Origin of the sequence: Paenibacillus antibioticophila, from assembly GCF_000455265.1 — a bacterium.
GTDB classification, from domain to species: Bacteria; Bacillota; Bacilli; order Paenibacillales; family Paenibacillaceae; genus Fontibacillus; species Fontibacillus antibioticophila.
Window position 1 is genome coordinate 15,911 of record NZ_HG005143.1, and the last position, 20,330, is coordinate 36,240.

Here is a 20,330-nt window from a genome sequence, read left to right on the forward strand (position 1 = left end):
AGGAGGGCGGCGATGGCCCAGGCCGCCGCAAGCGCCGCAAAGGCGCCGCGCGACTCCGTCAGCAGCAGGCACAGCGCAAAGACCGGCGCCAGGGCACCGGCCTGCTGCCCCTGCCAGCGTCCCGCGCGGATGAAGGCCTGCCGGGGCAAGGCCGCAAGGGCGGTCAACCGCTCCAGCAGCGCAGCTCCCATCACGGCTCCGAACGTGTTCGGATACTGGAGCAGACCGCCAAGCCTTGCCCCGGCAGCAGCCACCTCGCGATCCGCTGTGCGCAGGATCGCGCCAGGCCACGGCAGGCAACCGTAGACGACGGCCAGTGACGCAAGCGCCAACAGGCCTGTGGTCAGCAGCCAGCCAGATTCCAGAAAGCGGACAGCCGTTCCTCCGCAAGAGGCTGCCTGCAGCGCGGCTGCATAACCCGCCGCAAACAGCCAGAATACCGCGGACAAAATAGTCGCTTGGACAGAAGCAGGCCCGAGACCCAAATGCAGGATATACAAACAGGCCAGAATAGCTGGAGCCAGGGCTGCCTGAAGCGAGGGATGCATCCACGCGTTCGCTTGAAGGACTGTTCGAGGAGATATTCCTGAGCTTTTCCGGATCAGCCCAAGCCCCAGAACTAACGCGATGCCCGTCAGCGAGAAGGCAACAAGCAGAAGGGTTGCGCTATCCTCAAGAAAGAACATCCCCCCCAATGCGCAGGTGACAAGCAGAGTAAATACGAGTGCGGATCTTAACCCCGCAACAGCCCATCCACGCTCCCCCGTCTTCATCTTCATTTCCCTCCCTGTTTCTCCTGCTTTATTGTGAAACCCTGCAATCATGACCACCATTGGGCGGGTGGCTTGCTCTTGGGACATAACTTCTGCTGAATGGTTCGACTGTTGGTTGCTTCAGCTCATTTGCGCCTATTGTTACTGATCGCTGGATAAACTTCATAATAATTGCAAAAATGCAACTGAAACCTCAACATTTCCAAAGTTCAAAGGTTTAAGTGTACCTCCTGCAGCTAAAAGTCTGCTCTTTTTTAGAATGGCTGAGTTTTTGCGAACCCAGCTGTACTCCATACAGTTATTTTTGATTTCGGAGCCAAAGCTCAGAATTTAAGTGTCTCTTGTACAACTAAACCGGCACCATAGGTTGAATATACACTGGAGCATTGATCCTGTTGGCTTAAGTCCCGTCCTCTCAACCGCATAGCAGGAGGTTTTATGTCGGATGTTTTCTTCAGATGGTTTCAAAATCGGGTGGTTTCTATCAGGTCGTTACTGCCGGGTCGTTTTCTGTTTCGCACGCTTCGTGCTCAACTGGCTGAAAACACGCAAAAAAAAGCCAACACTTTAAGAGGTTGTTCAAAAAGTCCCCCTTTTGATCACGAAGTGTTTCAAGAGGATAACTTGACGCCGAATCTTGCGTTCATCCTTCTCTGGATTCTCGCAACTTTCTCGGCGCTGATAAGTTGACTTTTTGAACTCGCACTATAAGTGTTGACTTCCTGCTCCCGGAACAAACCGGGATCGCTCTAATGATTGTAGGATCACTCTAATATTTGCAGGTACCGGCACGAGCCGGCGTCCCGGTAACGATTACCTTAACTAGAGTCCTATGGCCTATTACGATTACATCATGGGAAGCAAATCACGGCAGGCCCGTTCCAAATAAGGGGAAGCCCCGAGGAAATCCCGGAACACCATGTATTCCTGCCATAATCTGTCGCGGTCTCCGCTTTCCGATCGAACCGCACGGATCAATATATTTTTCGGGGTATGCTCCATATCAATGAACTCCAGCAGCTGTGTCTTGTAGCCCATCAGATCAAGCAGCTTGGCCCGAATCGCATCGGTTGCCAGCGCCGAGAAGCGTTCCTTGAGAATGCCATGCCCCAGCAACGGATCCAATACAGGCTGCTGAATCTGTTCAAACAACTCATGCTGACAGCATGGTACCGAGAGAATGACGGAGGCGTCCCAGCGGATTGCCTTTTCCAGTGCCGCATCGGTTGCCGTATCACAGGCATGCAGCGTAACTACCATATCTACCCGCTCTAATTCATCATAGTCCGCAATGTCGCCGACAAGAAACTTCAGGTTTTGATAATCCAGCTTTTTCGCCAGCAATCCGCAATGTTCGATGACATCCACTTTCAAGTCGAGTCCGACAATATTCAACGCTCTATTCAGCTCGATCGACAAATAATGATATAAGGCGAAGGTCAGGTAGGACTTGCCGCAGCCGAAATCAATGATGGTTAGCGGGCGGTCGGCAGGTAAATGAGGGAGCACATCCTGAACCATTTCTAAAAAGCGATTGATTTGTCGGAACTTATCATATTTCTTGGCTAGCACTTTACCTTCCGCGTTCATAATTCCCAATTCTACAAGAAAGGGTACAGGTGTGCCGTCATCCAGGATATACCTCTTGGTCCGGTTATGAGTAAGCTCCCCGGGCTTTTTAGTAGCTTGCTTTTTCAGAATGGACACCTTGAATTTTTTGCTGATCAGGATCTGATAATCAGCTTCAGACGTATAGATTTGCGCTTGGCGAAAGGTTTGCTCGAACAACGGCATGACCTGTCTGCAGAGCGAGCCCGCCGGAACATTCTCATGTGTGACCTTGTTTTTATAATGATAAGTCAATTGGTAATTCAGCTTCTGCTTCAGCAGGACGGGCTTAATGACGACTTTGGTGTAGCTCTCCTCGTCAGCTTTGCGCTGCTGGCTTAATATAGCCGTAATCAAATTTTCCTGCCGGTCCGTATGCTCCAACAGTTCAATCAGCTTGTCCAATCCTATCACGCTCGCTTTCTCTTACATTTGATGCTCCCAGGCGGCCATCCAGGCCAGTTCTCCCTCTTGCACCTCTTCGGGCGACAGCCCTCCGCGGATCAGTTCTTCCGGAGAGAGGAGCGACAGCCGCCGGTAAAAAAGGATGCCTTCTTCCCTGGTTATAGCCTGGCTCTTTAACAACCGAAAGAGTGTATCCTCCGCCTGGTCATACCTGCGAAGCTCCTCCTGATAGTCCAGAAGCAGCCGTTCGGTATCGGCAGGAAGTACATAAGGCTTCAGCACGGTGCGCAGTTCTTCTACAGAAGCCTCCAGATTCCATAATTCACGTTGGGTGCCGTACTGGCTGGCCGCCAGAAAAAGATGCAGGGCTTTGATCTGTCTGCGAATTCCCTGATCAGGGTCTCCGGAGGAAAGAAGAATATCCCCCTCCTCCTTGACCAGCTTGGCCAAGCTTTGCAGCTTATCGGACTCGACGGCTCCTCCCGATCTCATCAGTTCAACAAGATCTCGGGCAGACAGTCCTCCGATCAGGTCCGAGTTAAGCCTGAACAAACGCCGATACAGATCATCGATCTGCCAGAGGGCGTCGATCCATTTACGCTGCTGCTTCAGGTCAAATATCTTTCCGATCATTTCCGTCATTTCTTCAATCATACGAACCAGATAATCCTTGCGCAGCATAAGCTGTCCATCCTCCCAAATCCGGCGCTTACTGGAGCCCGCTCACAAACTCCTTGATGATATCGGCGAGCCGCTGCGGCTCCTCATACATACTCATATGTCCAGCCTCATGAATAACTGCCTTGGCAACATGCTCTTTATCTGTAGTGAACGTTCTTTCCGGAGGGATAACCCCGTCTTTCTCCCCGGCGACAAGAAGTACCGGAATCGGAGCAGAGGAGAGCACATCTCTGCGGTCTTCCCGCTCACGCATCGCCATCGCCGCTCCAATGGCTCCTTGCGGCGGGGTTTTATAACCGAGTTCCTTCACCCGGTCGACAGCCGCGGACAGCTTATCCAGCGACTTCGGAGCGAACAAAGCGGGAACCAGCCCGTCAATAAAGGAGGTAATCCCTTCGGAGTTAATGGTCGCTACGGCCTTTAGGCGCTTTTCTTTAGCCTCATCACTGTCCGGATAAGCGGTAGAATGGACAAGGCCAAAGCAGCTGAGGCGGCTGTTGTACCGTTGCGCTAAAGAAAGAGCGATATATCCGCCCATGGAATGGCCGAGCACCGCATATTTCTCCACGCCAAGCGCTTCCAGCAGCAGGGCGACATCGTCCGCCATTTGTTCTATAGTATACGCACCCAGCGGCGCATCCGAAGACCCATGTCCGCGAAGATCCGGCATAATAACACGGAAGGAATCCGCCAACAGCGGAGCGACATTCTCCCAATAGGCCGAGCTTCCGCAGAAGCCGTGCAACAGGACGAGAACCTCTCCTTCTCCTTGCTCTTCATAAGCGATCGTCAAGCTGCCAACTGTCACTTTCTCCATTTCAAGCCCTTCTTTCCGTTTAATTACTATTCATCTCGGATCAAACTTGCACGATTAAAAGTAAGTGTTCAAAAAGTCAGGTTTTCAGCACCGAGGGTTTATGGTTCTTTTCCATATCATTAAGCTTGATTAGCCTCTTTGAAACCCTTCGGCGGCTGCGAGCGCAATCTGCTCCGCCATTTGCATTACCAAATGAAGAGATGTCATCTGCAACGTCCAGTAAGGCTTAGGACTATTGACATTGACTACGGCAGCCACACTATAGTTGCCTACCGCCGGGAGCTTTATCCCCACGGATCTCGCAGGGTGCAGCGGCTGCTCCGACACAAGGAAGGAGCCTACCGAGGCTGAGGCTCCGAGGCAAGCGTCGATAGCAATAATAATACTATCCGGCGGAATGTCGAGAATAAGACGCTCCAGATTGGCCGCATCGCATGGTTTTGGCATGGTCCCTATTACATATTTGAAGCCAAGCTCCATAAGCCGAGAGCCTACCAGCGGACCCAGCGCATCGCCGGAGGAGCGGTCGGTTCCCACACACAGAAACACGATATGCTCCCCGTGATGGCGCCGTCTTATTCCTCGAAAGAAGTCCGCCAGTTCGTCTCCGGACATTCTCTTGTAATCCGAGCCGGATGCGGACAGTTTGCGGTTATCTTCGAGCAGCATATTCTCCCCCTTCTCCTCAAGCCTTTTCCAATATCCAAGATAGTATGATTGTATCGCAAGAGTTCAGGGACCGCAAAGCATTCGGTTGTGCGATTCAGTCCATAACATGGTACAATAGCCGGGATAACACGATGAAGGGAAGAAGTGAGGAATGGATCTAAGCCAGAGAAGCCAAGAAAATGTGGAGTATATGATTGAAGCCATCAAGACCAAGCTGAAAATGGCAACCGGTGCCGCAATGAACGCTTCCGCCTTCCACGTTGGCCAATATGATGACATTATGGATATTTACGAGCTCGTTATGAACAAAGAAAGGCTCAGCATCTCCGAGGTGGAGGCGCTGGCCCAGGAACTTGGTCATCTTCGAAATAACAGCAAAGCTTAAGAGGTCGAAATCCCGGTCAGGGCATCTCGATAATCAATAGTTCAGCCGGGTCTTCACCTGTTTTGCTGATACTGATTGTTTCCTTACTTTGAATGCGGGCCGCATCTCCAGGATGCAGAGAAAATGTCTGTTTGCCGCAACTGAAGTCTGCGTGCCCCGCTATCAAAAACAGGTGTATCCGGCGTCCGTCCGGTGACAGATGAACCGGCGTCCGGTCCGTTAGAACCGGAGCATAGATCATGACGTCCTGACGGATTTGCAGCTTCTCTCCTGTACCAGCATCGCTGCTGATGACAGGCTCCATTCTGCCAACCCGCTGCTCCTTCGGAAAGCATCTATGGCTTAATTTCGGTTCCAGGCCCCGATCCTCCGGCAAGAACCACATCTGCAGATATCGCACAGGCTTATCGCCAACCGGAGCATGCTCAGAGTGGGTCACGCCCGTCCCTGCACTCAGCACCTGAAAGCTTCCTTCTTCCAGCAATTCCTCGCTGCCTGCGGACTCCAGCTTATGCAGCAGTTGTCCGGAAAGCACACAGGTTACGATTTCCAGATCCTGATGAGAGTGAGACTCCAGGCTATGTCCGGGAGCCATCCTATGATCGTTCAGAACCAGCAGACAGCCAAAATGGGCATTTCCCGGGTCGTCATAGTCGGCGAAGGAAAAGCTGTATTCACTATGGACAGGGCCTTCTTTGGCCGTATGGCGCTCTGCGGAAGTTACAACTTTTATCATCCTGATCCTCCTACCTCTCTTTTAACCTCTGACTGGGATTTATATGTTTTTACCCCTATCGCCGTTCGGTTAATCAAGGAACACAAGACCGGACTAACTATCTATTCCAACACGAATGCCGCTTCCGAGCTCCCGACTTCCCATCCTTCATCATTATGAATGATCCCGCCAAACGATTCTTTCAGGCGCTGAAGAGTATCGGTATTTTGATACCCTAGCTGCCGCAGGATTTCCTGCACGATCAGGCCCCATTCCTCCTCCGAACCGTCCATGATTTTAAAGGCAATTCCAAGACGTTCTTTGCGCAAGCTGAAGGCATAGACCCCTTTGAATCCGCCCTTGGCCACGATGTTGTCGTCCTCCAGCAGCAGCGTATCAATACGGCCGCTACCGCCTACCATCTCAGGATGCTTGTTCATCGCCGCTGCGATCGACCGGGCTGCCTCAGCCGTCTGCGGATCTTCAATTCGGTCCGGGCAGGCAAGCTTCATATATGCGGTTGCCAGCGAGGAGAGCGGCAAATTGAATACGGGTAAGCCGCAGCCGTCCGTGGCAAGCCGGATGTCCTCCGCAGGATAATCAGCCAAATCCGCAAGCACCGCCAATATTTCCCTTTGAACCGGATGTGCCGGGTCGTTATAGTGATCCTGCGTCATGCCGGCCATCTTGCAATAGGCCTGAATTCCAAGATGCTTACCGGAGCAGTTATGATACAGCTTTCTTGAACCTCCGCCTTCACGCAGTAACTGAGATCGCGCCTCTCTGTCCAGCGGCAGGGCAGAAGCACACACTAATCTCTGCTCCTGCAGGCCGGTCTTCCGAAGCAGGCTCTCCAGGGTCTCCACATGGGGCTGCTGGGCGCGATGGGAAGCCGTCATAATAGCAACCTCAGCTTCATTTAACCCATAATGCGGGATCAACCCGGCGCGAACCCCCGGTATCGCCTGAATCGGCTTGGCTGCCGAGCGAGTAAACACCCGAAAACGCGGATCTCCTGCCTGTTTTTTTATGGCTCCGTACTCGTCAACAATACATATATGTCCATTATGGATACACTCCAGCATGCCGCCGCGATATTCCTTCACAAGCAATGCTTCCCTTATCAACGTAATCCCCTCTTTGCATTGATGTACTCCAATAACTATCCGCCACTACAGTATAGTACAGCGTCCCTCCAATCGCCACATCCCTTTGTTTCACCCCATTCCCTCACGTTTATATACCAAGTAACAGCCTGTAAATATCAAGGCGCTATATTCATTAAACTTTATATAAAAGGAGCGGATTTCCATGAACGAAGCGGAAAAAGAATACCCGGTGCATAGCAGCGCAACCTTCACGAAAGGACTTGTTATCGGTGCCTTGCTCGGCGCCGCAGCAGCCTTGCTGTGTGCTCCAAAGCCAGGACGCGAGCTTCGCAGCGATCTATCCGAAAAGCTTAGTGTTGCAACAGATAAGACAAAGGATCTGGCTACCGCAGCTTATGATAAAGGCTCGGATTTGGCCAAGACGGCCGTGTCCAAGACGACGGATCTGGCAAAAACCGTAAGTGATGGTGCAAGCTCGATCGTATCCAGCCTGAAGGAGGCTTCCTCGGATGTCACGGAAGATGTGAAGAAGGAAGCGAAAGAGGTATCCGAGAAAACAGAGGATACGGTAAAGGATTTGAAGAATGAAGCCATGAAGACGGCTGACGAGACCAAGCGCGAATTTGGTTCATCATCTAGCTCCCTGTAACGGGGCTGTCTTTACAAGCGCCAGCTGCCGGCTGGCGCTTTATCAGTTTCCCGGAAAATCTACCGCCAGGAGGTACCCCATGGCCCAATTGAATCCCTATGATGCAAAAGATCATCCCTTTGAGCTCCGGCATGAGGTCAAACGCCTGAACGGGCGGCTGGATCAAATTGCGGATATGCTGGAAAAGTCGGAATTCAAGGATATTCTCGAAAATTATACGAACCCTAAAAAGCGTGTCATTTCTAACTTTATGGCAGGGATGTCCCGCGGATTGGGATTGAGCATCGGCACCTTTGTTGTTCTCGGTTTGCTTGGGTGGCTGCTCTCCCTATTTGTAGATCTGCCGATGGTCGGCGACTACATCAAAAATTTACAGGATTACATCCAGTCGCAGCCTTAGGCTCCATGGAACGCAATTCTTAATGAAAGGAGGCCCCTCTGATGCAAAAACAGCCGGGCAAGGAACAGATTGGCGCTTATACCGAGCGCCAGATTCGTGAAGCGGATCAAGGAGAGTATCCCGGGCATAAAAGCATCAAAACCGCTGAGAACGGCTCCATGGTGAATGATATGGAGGATTTGAAGCAATTAGGTGAGGATATGGAGGAGATGCATACCTCCAGTGAGGATCACAAGCAGGGAGTTCATGTTGATCCGGAACAGTAAATGCGAAAAAACCTGAATCTCTGCCCAGGCAAGATTCAGGTTTTTATAAGTTTTCGTTTTTCCTTTTTGCTCTTAGCAAATCACCGGTCCAGCCTTTGGCTCGAATCCAGAAGTACATCCCGCCTGTAAGCAACAAAATAATGCCGCACATCAACGCAAACCCGACAGACCCCAAGTCGTCCCAAGGAAGACGCTTAAAATTCATTCCCCACAACGCTCCGATGACCGTGGCAGGCGTAAAGACAGAGGTCACAATGGTTAATGTCTTCATGATGTCATTTCCGCGGAAAGCAGTCACGGCATCATCAATGGAGATAAGGGTATCCATCTCTTTCTCGTAATGCTCCATCAGCTCTTGCATCCGATTCCCTCGATACAAGAACCGCAGGTAGATCGGGCTTTCTTCAATCTCCTGCAAGTAAGCTTCCTTTACTGCAGCAGCGATCTCCCTGCAGGGGATGAACAAATTCGACCAGTACAGAAGCTCGAAGCGAGCGGAGATAATTTGATTCATTAAATATTTATGATTATTTTTCTGCATCGTTTCTTCAACTTCACGCAGCTTCTTTTCAAATTGATCCATGCCGGAATGCAAATAATGCATCAGCATTCGAATGATGACCAGCAGTCCTTCTGCAGCAAGCGGAGCGGATTTTAGCATATTCAGATGACCCTGCTGCTCCAGATGCCGTCTTGTCTCATCATCCAGGTTTATCGTAATCAGCTTGTCCCTGTTGACATAGAAATGAAGCAACAGGCAAGAATCTCTTTCCAGCATTTCTTCGGAATTTGTATAGAGCAGAGAACCGAACAGAACAGGTTCTCTGCCATCCGGGAAGCGAACCGTTAAATAATTGGTCTCCTGCTTTGAAATCATATCCAGCCAAGTCCGGACATCCGGATGTTCCCGGCGCAATTGTTCAATCCCAGAGGAATCTCCCTCGTCATCCTGGAGATCCAGCCATATCCAATCGTGATCCGTAGTGACTTGTTGCAGCGCTCCTATCTTCTCCAATTCCAGTCTCACCTCAGGTAAATTCAGAATTAGACATGATCAGCTTCAGCTTCTCGGTTGCCCGTTTCTGAATACGGGATACACTCATTTGCGAGACCCCAAGCTTCTGGGCGATAGCACGTTGGGACTGCCCCTCCTGGAACGCAAGAAGAAGTACTTGCTGCTCCTGATCCTTTAGTTGACTAAGCGCCTGCTGCAAATCCATTCGCTTTTCTACCGTATCATAATCATCCGCATCGGAACTGATCAGTTCACCGAGCGTTGCGGCACTCTCCTCTTGAGATAACGGGGAGTCCAAAGATACATAGTGATAGCATTCTCGCCCTGCCAGCACTTCCACAGTCTCTTCTGCCGATAGATCAAGAAATTCTGCGATTTCCTGCACGTTAGGCGATCGCTCCAGCTTAACGGTTAGTTCATCAATGGCTTGTTGAACCAATGCTCCCTTTTCCTTGATTCTTCTTGGAACCTGGATATACCAGGACTTGTCCCGCAGAAAATTCTTCATATGCCCGATCATGCTTTTCATGGCATACGGCTCAAAGGGAATTCCCATCTCGATATCATACTGCTGAAGCAAACGAATTAATGCCATTTGCCCCACTTGGTATAAGTCCTCATAGAGATCCGGGCGGTTGCGGGCGATTTTCCCTGCCGCCATCTTGACCATAGGCTCATATTTTTGAATCAGGACGGTAGCAATTTCATTGTCCTTTGTCTGCTGGTATTCCCAGATCAGACGGGTTGATTCATTCATGGACTCGGGGGGAGTCACTTTATCGGTCATACCTTTTCCTCACTCTTCACGAGGCGTCTTGTCATCACTACCTTGGTGCCTTTACCAGCTTCATTCACCACTGAAACGTCATCCATCAGCGCCTGCATCAGATAAAAGCCAAGTCCGCCAATTTGCGCATCGCTAAGATCCTTGTCATGCAGCGCCGAGCGTTCTCCCCACGACTCAAAGCTCTCCCCTTCATCCTTGACCGTAATGGACAATGCATCATTCTGAACTTCAAAGACGACCTCCATCATCCCAGCTCTATCCTTATAGGCATAGAGAACGGAATTATTACACGCCTCGGAGACAGCAACTTTCATATCCTCTATCTCCTCGTAAGAAAAACCCATCTTTGATGCAACCCCGTACAGGTTTAGCCTTACGATATCGACGTACTCTGCATGTGCCGGCAAACTGATAACTATCTTCTGTACCTCATCAATCATGTGACTCTTTCCTTTCCTATTGGGTGTTCTCCTGAGCGGCAAAGAACTTGGCGATTCCCGTCATATCAAATAATTTCTGGATTTGATCGGGTACTTCTGTTACGAAAAATCCGGCAGCCATTCCATGTCTTGTTTTGAGAATGGACAGCAGAATACCAATGCCTGTGCTGTCGATGTACTTCAAATCCTTCAGATTCATCACAAGGTCTTGCTTCTCATTTACAGCGAGAGGTTCCATTACCTGGCGGAAATCCTGTGCAACGGACAGGTCCAGTTCACCGCGCAGATACACGGTGCAGGTTCCATTCTCCACTTGCGTTGTAGCGGTAAACTTCTCATTCTTATTCATATTCATAGACACTCTCTCCTGAAATATGTTTTCTTTATAGATAACCCGCCAAGCAGGGAGTTGAATCAACCAATTCCTGCCTCTGCCTGAAAAGAATTGCTGTACTGAGTCAGCACAGCCTTGACAGAGCTTAGCTTTAACGGTTTGCTGATATAGTCATTCATCCCTGCCTCCATACAGCGCTCTCGGGTACCATCCATGACATCTGCGGTCATAGCTACAATCCACGGGCTTTTGTCCGACACCATCTGATTGGCGCAGGACCTGATCTTCTTCGTAGCGCCAATTCCATCCAGAACCGGCATCTGCAGATCCATGAAGATCATATCAAAGCCCTGCTCACTCTCCAGAGCCATTTGAACGGCCTGAAGCCCATCTTCAGCAACCTCGGTCTCATATCCCAGCTTCCGCAGCATACTGACCATAAGGCGCTGGTTAACCGGGTGATCATCCACAACCAGCATCGTGCTTTTAGGCGAAGAGGATCTGGCGACGGCTGTCTCCAGCGCAGCTGCTGAAGAATCATTCGTCTCTTCCTGAAAACGGGATACCTCGATGGTGAAGACAAAGGTCGCCCCCTTCTCTTCCAGCAATTCGGCTCGAATGCTCCCGCCCATCAGATGCACCAGGGTCTGGCAGATCGCAAGCCCCAGGCCTGTCCCGCCATATTTTCTCGTCATCGAAGAGTCCACCTGGGAGAAGGGCTGGAACAGACGCTCGATCTTGTCGGGAGCAATTCCAATGCCTGTGTCCTTTACCGTAAACTCGATGATATGACTATTCCCTCGAGTCTCCTGCATCGTAACAAGCAAATAAATCCCGCCCTGATCCGTGAATTTGATACTGTTGGCGATCAGATTTATCAGCACCTGGCGCAATCGGCCCATATCTCCGAACAGCACAGGCGGAACCTGGTCATCGATGAAATGGACCAGCTCCAATCCCTTTTTCCCCGCTTCCACCGAAAAGAGGCTGATCACTTCCTTAATCACCGAGCTTAGCTCAAACGGAGTCTCCTCAAGCTCCATCTTGCCGGACTCCATCTTCGTAAAGTCGAGAATATCATTTATAATGGCGACCAATGTATCCGCACTGTTGCGGATGATCTCGGCATACTCCATCTGCTCGCCCTTCAGCTCCGTCTCCATGAGCAGATCGATCATTCCGATGACTCCGTTCATCGGGGTCCGAATCTCATGGCTCATCATCGCCAGAAATTCCGTCTTGGCTTTAGCTGCAATTTCAGCCTCTTCCTTGGCCTGGACGAGCTCCTCGTTAATTCGCTCAAGCTCCATCGTCTTTTGCTGAAGCAATGCGCTCTGAGTCTTCAAACGCTGGTTCGTCAAATACATATCGACAAAAGCGTCAATTTTTGAGCGGAGGATCTGCGGAATGAACGGCTTGACCATATAGTCAATGGCTCCCGCAGAGTACCCGGCAAATAAATGCTCCGCTTCCTTGCTGTTCGCTGAAATAAAAATGATCGGTATGTCCTTCGTGCGGTCTCTTGCCTTAATCAGCTTGGCTGTCTCGATGCCATCCAGCCCGGGCATCTGAACATCGAGTACAATAACGGCAAAGTCGTCCTTGAGCAGACGTCTCAAGGCTTCCTCGCCCGAGGTTGCTTTGACCAGTTCGTAATGCTCGCTTTCCAGAACCGCTTCCAAGGCCATCAGGTTCTCGGGACGGTCGTCAACCAGCAAGATATGAATGGACTCTTGGATTTCCATAGCATCCTCCCGTAGAGTTCATTTTATTTTCCGATAGATTTTCTCCACCCGGTCCAGCGGCTCATAACTATCCGAATAGTCTGTAAAATGAATAGATTCTTTCGCACCTAATACCAGAACGCCAAAATGACTGAGACTCTCATGAAACAGCGAATGCACCCGATTACGCAGTTCATCATCGAAGTAAATCATCACATTTCGGCAGAAAATGACATTAAACTCATTGAACGAGCGGTCTGTAGCCAGATTGTGCTCTGCAAAAATCATGTTCTTGCGAAGAAACGGATTGAAAATGACAGAATTATACCTTGCCGAGTAATAATCCGAAAAAGATCGGGTGCCTCCGGCCTCCAGATAGTTTTTCGTGTACTGCTTCATCTTCTGAATGCCGAATATCCCTTCCTTGGCGAGCTGAAGCGATCTGGCATTCATATCCGTCGCATAAATTCTGGATTTCTCATAGAGTCCTTCTTCATGAAGGATGATGGCCGTCGAGTATACTTCCTCGCCCGTAGAACAGCCAGCATGCCAGATGCGGATATAGGGATAGGTTCTGAGAATCGGCACGACCTTTTCCCGGAACACTTTGAACAGCGGAGGATCTCTGAACATTTCAGTAACAGGGATCGAAAGGCTGTAGACAAGCCTTTCGAAGGCATCCCGATCATGCAGCACCTTTTCCTGAAGCCCGGATATTGTTAATACATGCTCAGCATGCACCTGGTGCCAGATCCGACGGCGCAGAGAAGGAAGGGCATAGTTGCGGAAATCATAGCCGTAAAGACGGTGAACCCCTTCCAATAACAGCTCGATTTCCAGAAGCTCTACCTCTTTGTCAACCGTGGGTATGAATGTATCATTATCCGAAAAATCACTAGGTGCCATAAATTCATCTCCGATATTGAAATTCTCGTCCTTTAGTTCAACTTATATATTACTCTTTACCCATTATCTACACTACGAATACAGCCACACACGCATCAACGAGAGAAGCTGATCCGTCTGAATAGGCTTCTTCACATAATCGGAAGCACCCGCCTCGATACACTTGAAGCGGTCATCCTTCATCGCCTTTGCGGTCAAGGCAATGATCGGCAGTTTGTTGAATTCCGGCATTTGCCGAATTTGCCTCATCGCCTCATAGCCGTCCATTTCCGGCATCATCATATCCATCAGGACAAGATCAATATCCCCGTTCTCCTGCAGCATTTCAATGGCCTCACGACCGTTTTCCGCATAGATCACATCCATCCGGTACCCTTCCAGAACACTGGAGAGCGCGAAGACATTCCGCACGTCATCATCCACCAGTAGAATCTTCTTGCCTTCGAACAGCTCTTCTTTATTATGAAGCTTCTGCAGTATCCGCCGTTTATCCTCCGGCAAATCCGCCTCAACGCGATGGAGGAACAAGGTCGTCTCATCCAGAAGCCGCTCCGGAGATTTAACGTCCTTGATAATGATAGACTCCGCATATTTCCGAAGCCGAGTCTCCTCCTGCTTGTCCAGATCCTTGCCTGTATAAATGATGATCGGCAGATCCCTCAGAGCCTCATCGTCACGAATTTGATCAAGCAGGTCAAATCCGGTAATATCGCTCAGCATAAGGTCCAGCACCATACAGTCATAGCGCTTCTCGCGCAATTCCCTAAGCGCCTCGCCGCCGGTCGACACAGCCGTAATGATAACATCGTCATGACCGATCAGTTCGATGATCGAATTACGCTGGACATCGTCGTCCTCAACAACTAGCAGATGCTTCAGACTCTTCTCTGTGAAGGACTCAATGTCTGTAAAGGCCTGCTCCAAATGTTCGCGGTCGGATGGCTTTCTCAGGAACGCAATCGCCCCCATCATCAACCCATGCTTCGCCTCATCGACGACAGAAATCACATGGACGGGAATATGCCGGGTTTCTGCATTTCCCTTCAGTTCATTCAGAATCGACCAGCCATCAATTACAGGCAACTGAATGTCCAAAATGATCGCATCCGGAATGTACTCCTTGGCCATGTTCAGTCCGATATCCCCTTGAACTGCCACCAGCGTCTTGAAGCCGTGGGCACGGGACATATCCAGCAGAATTTTAGCAAATTGAACATCGTCTTCAACAATGAGCATCCATTTCCCGCCCGCTTCTCCAAGCTGTTCTCGATCATCGTTTAACGGATTGTCAATGACAACCTGATGCTGATGCTCGACAGGACGGGCAAAGCTGCTCTTAGGATAGAACGGGCTCACGGTCGAATTGGCCGTCACTGCCGCCTCCTGTTCAGCCAGAAACAGATGAGACGGGGCCTCTTTAGGCAAGTATAGGCTGAAGGTGCTTCCTTCCCCCTCTACAGAGGTCACGTCGATTCTTCCTCCCAGCAAACCGGCAAGGCCCTGGCTAATAGATAGTCCCAGACCTGTACCGCCATATTTGCGGCTCGTCGTTCCATCCACCTGCTGGAACGCTTCGAATATGATATCCATTTTATCCGGAGGAATACCAATACCCGTATCCTTAATCGAGAGCTTTAAGTACTCCCGCTCCTTGTCCAGACCGTAAGGAAGCTCTTCTCTCTTGGCGGACTGAATAATCAGCGATACCGTCCCCTGCGTGGTAAACTTAAACGCATTCGACAGCAAGTTGCGCAATATTTGCTTCACACGGTGTCCGTCCGTCACAATCTCTCTTGGGACACTGCTCTCCACTTCGGTAGACAGCGTGATATTTTTGCTCAATGCAACCGGCTCAAAATTCTGGCTGACAAACCGCGTCACTTCTTCCAGCTTCACGGTTTCCCGGCTGATCTCCATCTTGCCGGCATCAACCTTGGACAGATCAAGGATTTCATCGATCATCTTCAACAGATCGGCACCGGACATGTGGATCGTCTGGGCGTATTCAATCTGCTTGGCAGATAGATTATCCTCTTTATTCTCATACAGAAGCTGGGACAAAATCAGCAGACTGTTCAACGGAGTGCGTAGCTCATGGGACATATTCGCTAAAAATTCCGACTTATATTTACTCGTAACTGCCAGTTGAGCGGCGTGCCGTTCCAATTCACTCTTGGTCTGCTCGATTTCCCTGTTCTTCTCTTCCACTTCTTGAACTTGTTCCTCAAGCGCTCTTGTCTTGGCAATTAATTCCGTATTAAAATGCTCCAGTTCCTCCTGTTGACGCTGAAGCAGTTCCTCCGAGCGTTTGAGCGCCACAGTCTGCTTCTCCATGCTTTCATTCGATCGGCGCAGCTCCTCCTGCTGGGACTGAAGCTCCTCCGACTGAACCTGCAATTCTTCGGTCAGCGCCTGCGATTCTCTGAGCAGTTCCTCCACCCGCAGCCGGCGGTTAATATTATTCAGAATGATGCCCAGGTTGTCCGCCAGTCCTGCCAGCAATTCCTCCTGCGCCGCAGAGAATCCCTCAAAGCTTGCAAATTCCAATACGGCCAGCACTTCATCCTCAAAAACCGCCGGGTAAATTCGAATGTGGTTCGGAGGAGCCTCGCCAAGTGCAGAACGAACCGAAATATACTGTTCCGGCGCCTCATTTAGCGAAATCGGCTTTTTATCCAGCGCAACCTGGCCTACAAGGCCCTCGCCAATATGGAAGGTCGGCGGCGCATCAAGCTCACCTTGGCCCCCATAAGCAGCCATCAGCATAAGTTTGTCTGGATCCATCTGCTCCTGCTTGAGATAGATGGCCCCATATAGCGCCCCTAAAACGGGAGTAAACTCACTGACAAACATCTGAGAAATCTGCTGCAGTGAATTGACGCCATGGAGCAGTTCCGTTACCCGAGCCAAATTCGAATTCACCCAGGCCTGATTCTGCTGAATCTCCAGATATTTCTGCTCCGCGGCCTGCTTTTCCTCCAGATCCCGAGACATCTCCTGAAAGATCACAGCTACCTCTCCGATTTCATCCTTGGTCCCCACAGGTACCCGTTGAATTGCATTAAGCTCACCCCTGCCAAAATACTGCATCATGGCGTTTACACTGCCGAGTCCTCGGGCGATGCTTGGCAAGACCCACAGAATAATGGCAAGTCCCAGCAGCAGGCCAACTGCCATAGTAGCTGTTGTCAATTGAATGGATCTTTCATAAGCCGCATTGGCAGAGGCGAGGGCTTCATCAATTTTTACATCGTAAAAATCCCTCATATCATTCAGCTTATCAAGCAAATTATCCTGGATGTCCTGACCGGCGCCTAATCTGAGATTGATCGCCTGTTCAAACTGCTTATTGTTGAGCAATGACACAACCTGATTCTTGTAATCATTAAAAAGATCGATCTGCCTGTCGACTTCTCCAATTATCCGCTGCTCATCGACCTCGCTCATCTTATCCCTGATCGAATCGTAATACCGGAAGGCCTCTTCCATCTTGCTTTCCAGCTTTGGAAGCTGGGATTCAATCAAGGAGTCCTCGGGCTCCTGCAGAAGGTTGGTCAGAATACGAGCCACATCATTGAATTCCCCCCGCATACTGGTTGCTTCTTTAATAATGGTATAGTGGTTTGAATAGATTACATCCAGTTCCTCGTTCATATACTTCAATCTGTCGTAGCTGATAAACGTCAGCACGAGCAGAATGGCCATCAGTGAACTGAAGCCGATTACAAGCTTATTCCTTATCTTCATCCTTGCTCGTTTCCTCCCTCTAATGTAATCCACACCATACACTTGTCATCCTCACGGTCTTGAGGCTGTTCCTCTGCAAACATTAGCTCCCTCATATTTTCCTTGGGAAACGCATGATCTCCTGCAAGCTGCCGCTCCAGCCAATCCAATTGTTCTTCCTGGGTGCCTTCGACACTTTCGGTTAATCCGTCCGTGTAGAGAACCAGATGACCCTTACCTTCATAGGTTATCGTCTGTGTAGGGGCTTCTATTTTGTCGAACAGGCCGACAGGCGGGCATACCGTCCCCAGCTTCACTACTTCCCCATTCTCCTTGTAGAACAAGCCCGGGGGATGTCCAGCATTTACATAATCTATTTTTTTGTAGCGGGTATCAATAACCAGATAGATGGCGGTGAAATAATACTGTACAAGTTGATTGTCAATATAGAGCATATTAAATCGCCGGTTCAGCTCTTGAATGACCTTCTCCGGTTCCACATAGGTGCTTACCGTATCCTTCAGAACAGAAGCAATAAACATGCAGAACAACGACGACGAAATCCCATGTCCCATCATATCCAGCAAAATCACACCATATCTGCCCTCTCCAAGGGAATACCACGAGTAGAGGTCACCCGCCAATTCAAAGGACGGCTTATAGAGTGCATCAATTTTGAAGAGCGGATCGGAAATCGGCAAGCTCAGCACTGCGTTTTGTATCAAGGCAGCGAGCTTTAGCTCCTCCTGAATTCTTTGATCACGCTCTTTATGCCAATCCTTCTCCTGTTTCAGACGTAAAGCCGAACGGATTCTGGCCATGAGTTCCACTTTGTTGATCGGTTTCGTGACATAATCGACCGCTCCGGCATCCAGCGCTTCGGCAAGCTTCTTGGAATCACCAACCGCTGTAACCATGATGACGGGAATATCCTTCATTCTTTCTCTTTGCTGCAGCAGACGGCAGGCTGAGATTCCATCCATCTCCGGCATCATCATATCCAATAAAATCAGATCCACATCTGATTTTGAGGCTGGACTTGAAAGGGGAGCATCATCGTAGTAGCCCAGCCGTTCCAGCATTTCTCCGGCCGAATTCATGGACTCCGTATTTCGATAGCCCTCTTTCTTCAATATCTCGCGAATAATAATAATGTTGGTAGGATTGTCATCAACGATCAAAATTTTCATATTCTTCTCCTCAAAATCACTTGAATTAAGATAAGCTTCATTCCATTTTCAGCGCCAGCATCCATTTCCCTTTATTTCTGGGTGAATTTATAGGGTATAGATTAAAACGTAGATAAGGAATGGGGACTCGTCCCATTCCTTATCTATGCTTTAATCTGCTAGGTTATCGGCATGCTGTATGCCTGATCAGGATCTTCTTGCAATAACCAATACTTTGCCGAGATCCAGTTCCTTCTCATAAAAAGCGGCTTCCGCCTCTGTAAAGCCCAGTGCTTCTATTGTCGCACGAAGCTCATCTCCACGCGAACGGAATAAGTTGGCAATGGAAGTGAACACGCCCTCTTCCTTGATCCCGATGTCGCCTGCATCAGCCGCCTCGGTAATCCGGTCCGTCCTATCCTGATTATGGGCCAAAACATGAATATCTTCCTTGCGATACCCGGCAGCGTGAAGCTCGTGAACCGTCTCTACAGCCTGCACACCATTTTGCACAACTTTGGCATATGCTTTGTTATCGATTATGCTCATCGTTTCTCGCTCCTTTGTAGTTAAGTTCGAGTTCAACCTCTTCAAGAGAGGATATCCTTGAATCATTACCCATCCCTCTCCCTCATGAAACAGTATCGTCGAACAGGTCCGCTGCGATGATCGACCCCGAGTCATCACGAAAGAGCTTAAGCGCCGAATATCCCCGGATATAGACATCCCCATCCTCAGCTATGAAATCCGGCTCGCCCAAATAATAGCGAAGCCAGAATTCCTTTAACGGAATGACAATCCCGTTCAGGACGATCTCGTCCGGCCGTTTATCTCTACTTATATAATAGATGCTTTCCTCATACATTCCGACTACGAGGTTTCCATACCGATACTCCGTAAATCCGGTATAGGGATCTCTAACCGTCGAATCGGCCTCGCCTAATTTTGTAGTGACATCCTCGAGGCCATCCGCCAAAGAGATCCCGTCGAAGGTCGAGAAGGTCTCCAGTTGCATATTAGGCGAGGCGTCCGGCACATGCATATCCGGCGTCCCCCCGGCCCAGGGGGAGAGAAGACTCCATAGAAGCAAAGTAATCTGTATCATTCTTCTCACCCTTTCAGCAAGTTGGTTGGACGAACGAGGACATCCTCAGCTTACTGCTGCAACCGCTATGCGCGGTACTTTTGCCAGACGCCGGCTGCTATGTCTACCCATTTCATCCAGCCAGGAACAGCGGCAGCGGATGAAGCGGGGGCGGCATAGGCTGTTGCTTCAGGCGGAATCTCGCTGCCCGTTACTACAGGTACCGTATTGCTGCTGACTTTGGATGACTTGCTTTTGGAAGGACTTTTAATTTTATCGATCAGTGCCGTGGATACCTGCTTCGTTGCTAAAGTAACCTCATTCAGAATTTCGCCGACGTTCTTCACGGATTCCAGTACAGGATCGATTTGCTCCATCTTATGTTGAAGATCGCCTGTAATCTGATTGGCCTGTCTGACCACGCTCTTCACTTCATAACTCAATTCATCGATAGTCTTTTGAACTTCTTGCAAGGTCTGTGTTGTTTTGTCCAATGAATTTTCGGCCGCTTTTAAGGTTTTGACCAGGAACACCACCAGTACGGCAAAAGCCACCGCGATCACTGCGACACTAATTTCCCAAATCATTCAAGTTCCCCTCTTTCTGTCCGGTTTCTGCCTTCGTTAATGGATAGTTACCCTGACCCAGCAAGCCCGAAACAAACCCAC

General features: G+C 49.8%; 22 protein-coding genes and 1 pseudogene. 5 read left to right on the forward strand and 18 right to left on the reverse strand.

What is annotated here, in order from left to right; translation table 11 throughout:
- A pseudogene (locus TX85_RS26380) lies at nucleotides 1-773 on the reverse strand (hypothetical protein); the annotation flags it as partial.
- A 438-nt stretch (nucleotides 774-1,211) separates the two neighbouring features.
- Here TX85_RS26380 and TX85_RS22880 point away from each other — a divergent pair.
- Nucleotides 1,212-1,463: a hypothetical protein gene (locus TX85_RS22880; protein ID WP_044482221.1), complete on the forward strand. Its 252-nt coding sequence runs from the start codon at nucleotides 1,212-1,214 to the stop codon at nucleotides 1,461-1,463.
- 156 nt (nucleotides 1,464-1,619) lie between these two features.
- Here TX85_RS22880 and TX85_RS22885 read toward each other — a convergent pair whose 3' ends face one another.
- The 4 genes from TX85_RS22885 to yyaC all read right to left on the reverse strand — a co-directional run bounded on the left by TX85_RS22885 (nucleotide 1,620) and on the right by yyaC (nucleotide 4,953).
- On the reverse strand, nucleotides 1,620-2,786 hold the full coding sequence (locus TX85_RS22885; protein ID WP_044482457.1) for a class I SAM-dependent methyltransferase: 1,167 nt from the start codon (nucleotides 2,784-2,786) through the stop codon (nucleotides 1,620-1,622).
- A 21-nt stretch (nucleotides 2,787-2,807) separates the two neighbouring features.
- Nucleotides 2,808-3,467: a DUF6483 family protein gene (locus TX85_RS22890; protein WP_044482222.1), complete on the reverse strand. Its 660-nt coding sequence runs from the start codon at nucleotides 3,465-3,467 to the stop codon at nucleotides 2,808-2,810.
- 28 nt (nucleotides 3,468-3,495) lie between these two features.
- Entirely contained in the window at nucleotides 3,496-4,284 is a 789-nt protein-coding gene (locus TX85_RS22895) for an alpha/beta fold hydrolase (RefSeq protein ID WP_044482223.1), read from the reverse strand.
- Between the two features lie 129 nt (nucleotides 4,285-4,413).
- Nucleotides 4,414-4,953 (reverse strand): spore protease YyaC, encoded by a 540-nt coding sequence (yyaC, locus tag TX85_RS22900; protein WP_044482224.1) that lies wholly within the window; start codon nucleotides 4,951-4,953, stop codon nucleotides 4,414-4,416.
- Between the two features lie 151 nt (nucleotides 4,954-5,104).
- Between yyaC and TX85_RS22905 the strand changes: the two genes are divergently transcribed.
- A complete protein-coding gene (locus TX85_RS22905) occupies nucleotides 5,105-5,338 on the forward strand; it encodes a DUF1128 domain-containing protein (RefSeq protein ID WP_044482225.1) in 234 nt (77 codons plus the stop codon).
- 16 nt (nucleotides 5,339-5,354) lie between these two features.
- Here TX85_RS22905 and TX85_RS22910 read toward each other — a convergent pair whose 3' ends face one another.
- Both TX85_RS22910 and TX85_RS22915 read right to left on the reverse strand, forming a co-directional pair.
- The gene (locus TX85_RS22910) at nucleotides 5,355-6,074 is read right to left on the reverse strand and encodes a pirin family protein (protein WP_044482226.1); all 720 of its coding nucleotides are present in this window, start codon (nucleotides 6,072-6,074) and stop codon (nucleotides 5,355-5,357) included.
- A gap of 101 nt (nucleotides 6,075-6,175) precedes the next feature.
- Nucleotides 6,176-7,177, reverse strand: a complete 1,002-nt coding sequence (locus TX85_RS22915; protein WP_262362721.1) for an asparaginase — start codon at nucleotides 7,175-7,177, stop codon at nucleotides 6,176-6,178.
- Between the two features lie 187 nt (nucleotides 7,178-7,364).
- On the opposite strand from TX85_RS22915, the gene TX85_RS22920 reads away from it, so the two are divergent.
- From TX85_RS22920 to TX85_RS22930, 3 genes are all read left to right on the forward strand, one after another.
- Nucleotides 7,365-7,811 (forward strand): YtxH domain-containing protein, encoded by a 447-nt coding sequence (locus TX85_RS22920; RefSeq protein WP_044482227.1) that lies wholly within the window; start codon nucleotides 7,365-7,367, stop codon nucleotides 7,809-7,811.
- Nucleotides 7,812-7,890: 79 nt separating this feature from the next.
- Entirely contained in the window at nucleotides 7,891-8,211 is a 321-nt protein-coding gene (locus TX85_RS22925; RefSeq protein ID WP_044482228.1) for a DUF5665 domain-containing protein, read from the forward strand.
- Nucleotides 8,212-8,252: 41 nt separating this feature from the next.
- On the forward strand, nucleotides 8,253-8,477 hold the full coding sequence (locus tag TX85_RS22930; protein ID WP_044482229.1) for a hypothetical protein: 225 nt from the start codon (nucleotides 8,253-8,255) through the stop codon (nucleotides 8,475-8,477).
- Between the two features lie 43 nt (nucleotides 8,478-8,520).
- On the opposite strand, the gene TX85_RS22935 is transcribed toward TX85_RS22930, so the two are convergent.
- The 11 genes from TX85_RS22935 to TX85_RS22985 all read right to left on the reverse strand — a co-directional run bounded on the left by TX85_RS22935 (nucleotide 8,521) and on the right by TX85_RS22985 (nucleotide 20,249).
- Nucleotides 8,521-9,492, reverse strand: coding sequence for a magnesium transporter CorA family protein (locus tag TX85_RS22935; RefSeq protein WP_187375191.1), 972 nt, complete (start codon nucleotides 9,490-9,492; stop codon nucleotides 8,521-8,523).
- Between the two features lie 13 nt (nucleotides 9,493-9,505).
- The gene (locus TX85_RS22940) at nucleotides 9,506-10,279 is read right to left on the reverse strand and encodes a sigma-70 family RNA polymerase sigma factor (protein ID WP_044482230.1); all 774 of its coding nucleotides are present in this window, start codon (nucleotides 10,277-10,279) and stop codon (nucleotides 9,506-9,508) included.
- Nucleotides 10,276-10,719 carry an anti-sigma B factor RsbW gene (gene rsbW / locus TX85_RS22945; protein WP_044482231.1) on the reverse strand — a complete coding sequence of 148 codons (444 nt, stop codon included), beginning with the start codon at nucleotides 10,717-10,719 and terminating at the stop codon, nucleotides 10,276-10,278. The genes TX85_RS22940 and rsbW overlap by 4 nt, the downstream gene beginning before the upstream one ends.
- A gap of 16 nt (nucleotides 10,720-10,735) precedes the next feature.
- On the reverse strand, nucleotides 10,736-11,074 hold the full coding sequence (locus tag TX85_RS22950; RefSeq protein ID WP_044482232.1) for an STAS domain-containing protein: 339 nt from the start codon (nucleotides 11,072-11,074) through the stop codon (nucleotides 10,736-10,738).
- Nucleotides 11,075-11,133: 59 nt separating this feature from the next.
- The gene (locus tag TX85_RS22955) at nucleotides 11,134-12,798 is read right to left on the reverse strand and encodes a response regulator (protein WP_044482233.1); all 1,665 of its coding nucleotides are present in this window, start codon (nucleotides 12,796-12,798) and stop codon (nucleotides 11,134-11,136) included.
- Between the two features lie 18 nt (nucleotides 12,799-12,816).
- Entirely contained in the window at nucleotides 12,817-13,683 is an 867-nt protein-coding gene (locus TX85_RS22960) for a CheR family methyltransferase (RefSeq protein WP_044482234.1), read from the reverse strand.
- 72 nt (nucleotides 13,684-13,755) lie between these two features.
- Nucleotides 13,756-17,430 (reverse strand): response regulator, encoded by a 3,675-nt coding sequence (locus TX85_RS22965; protein WP_044482235.1) that lies wholly within the window; start codon nucleotides 17,428-17,430, stop codon nucleotides 13,756-13,758.
- Nucleotides 17,427-18,599 (reverse strand): SpoIIE family protein phosphatase, encoded by a 1,173-nt coding sequence (locus TX85_RS22970; protein ID WP_044482236.1) that lies wholly within the window; start codon nucleotides 18,597-18,599, stop codon nucleotides 17,427-17,429. The genes TX85_RS22965 and TX85_RS22970 overlap by 4 nt, the downstream gene beginning before the upstream one ends.
- A 186-nt stretch (nucleotides 18,600-18,785) precedes the next feature.
- A complete protein-coding gene (locus TX85_RS22975) occupies nucleotides 18,786-19,127 on the reverse strand; it encodes a general stress protein (protein WP_044482237.1) in 342 nt (113 codons plus the stop codon).
- Between the two features lie 82 nt (nucleotides 19,128-19,209).
- Entirely contained in the window at nucleotides 19,210-19,683 is a 474-nt protein-coding gene (locus TX85_RS22980) for a hypothetical protein (protein WP_148444405.1), read from the reverse strand.
- 65 nt (nucleotides 19,684-19,748) lie between these two features.
- On the reverse strand, nucleotides 19,749-20,249 hold the full coding sequence (locus TX85_RS22985; protein WP_044482238.1) for a DUF948 domain-containing protein: 501 nt from the start codon (nucleotides 20,247-20,249) through the stop codon (nucleotides 19,749-19,751).
- Between the last annotated feature and the right edge of the window lie 81 nt (nucleotides 20,250-20,330).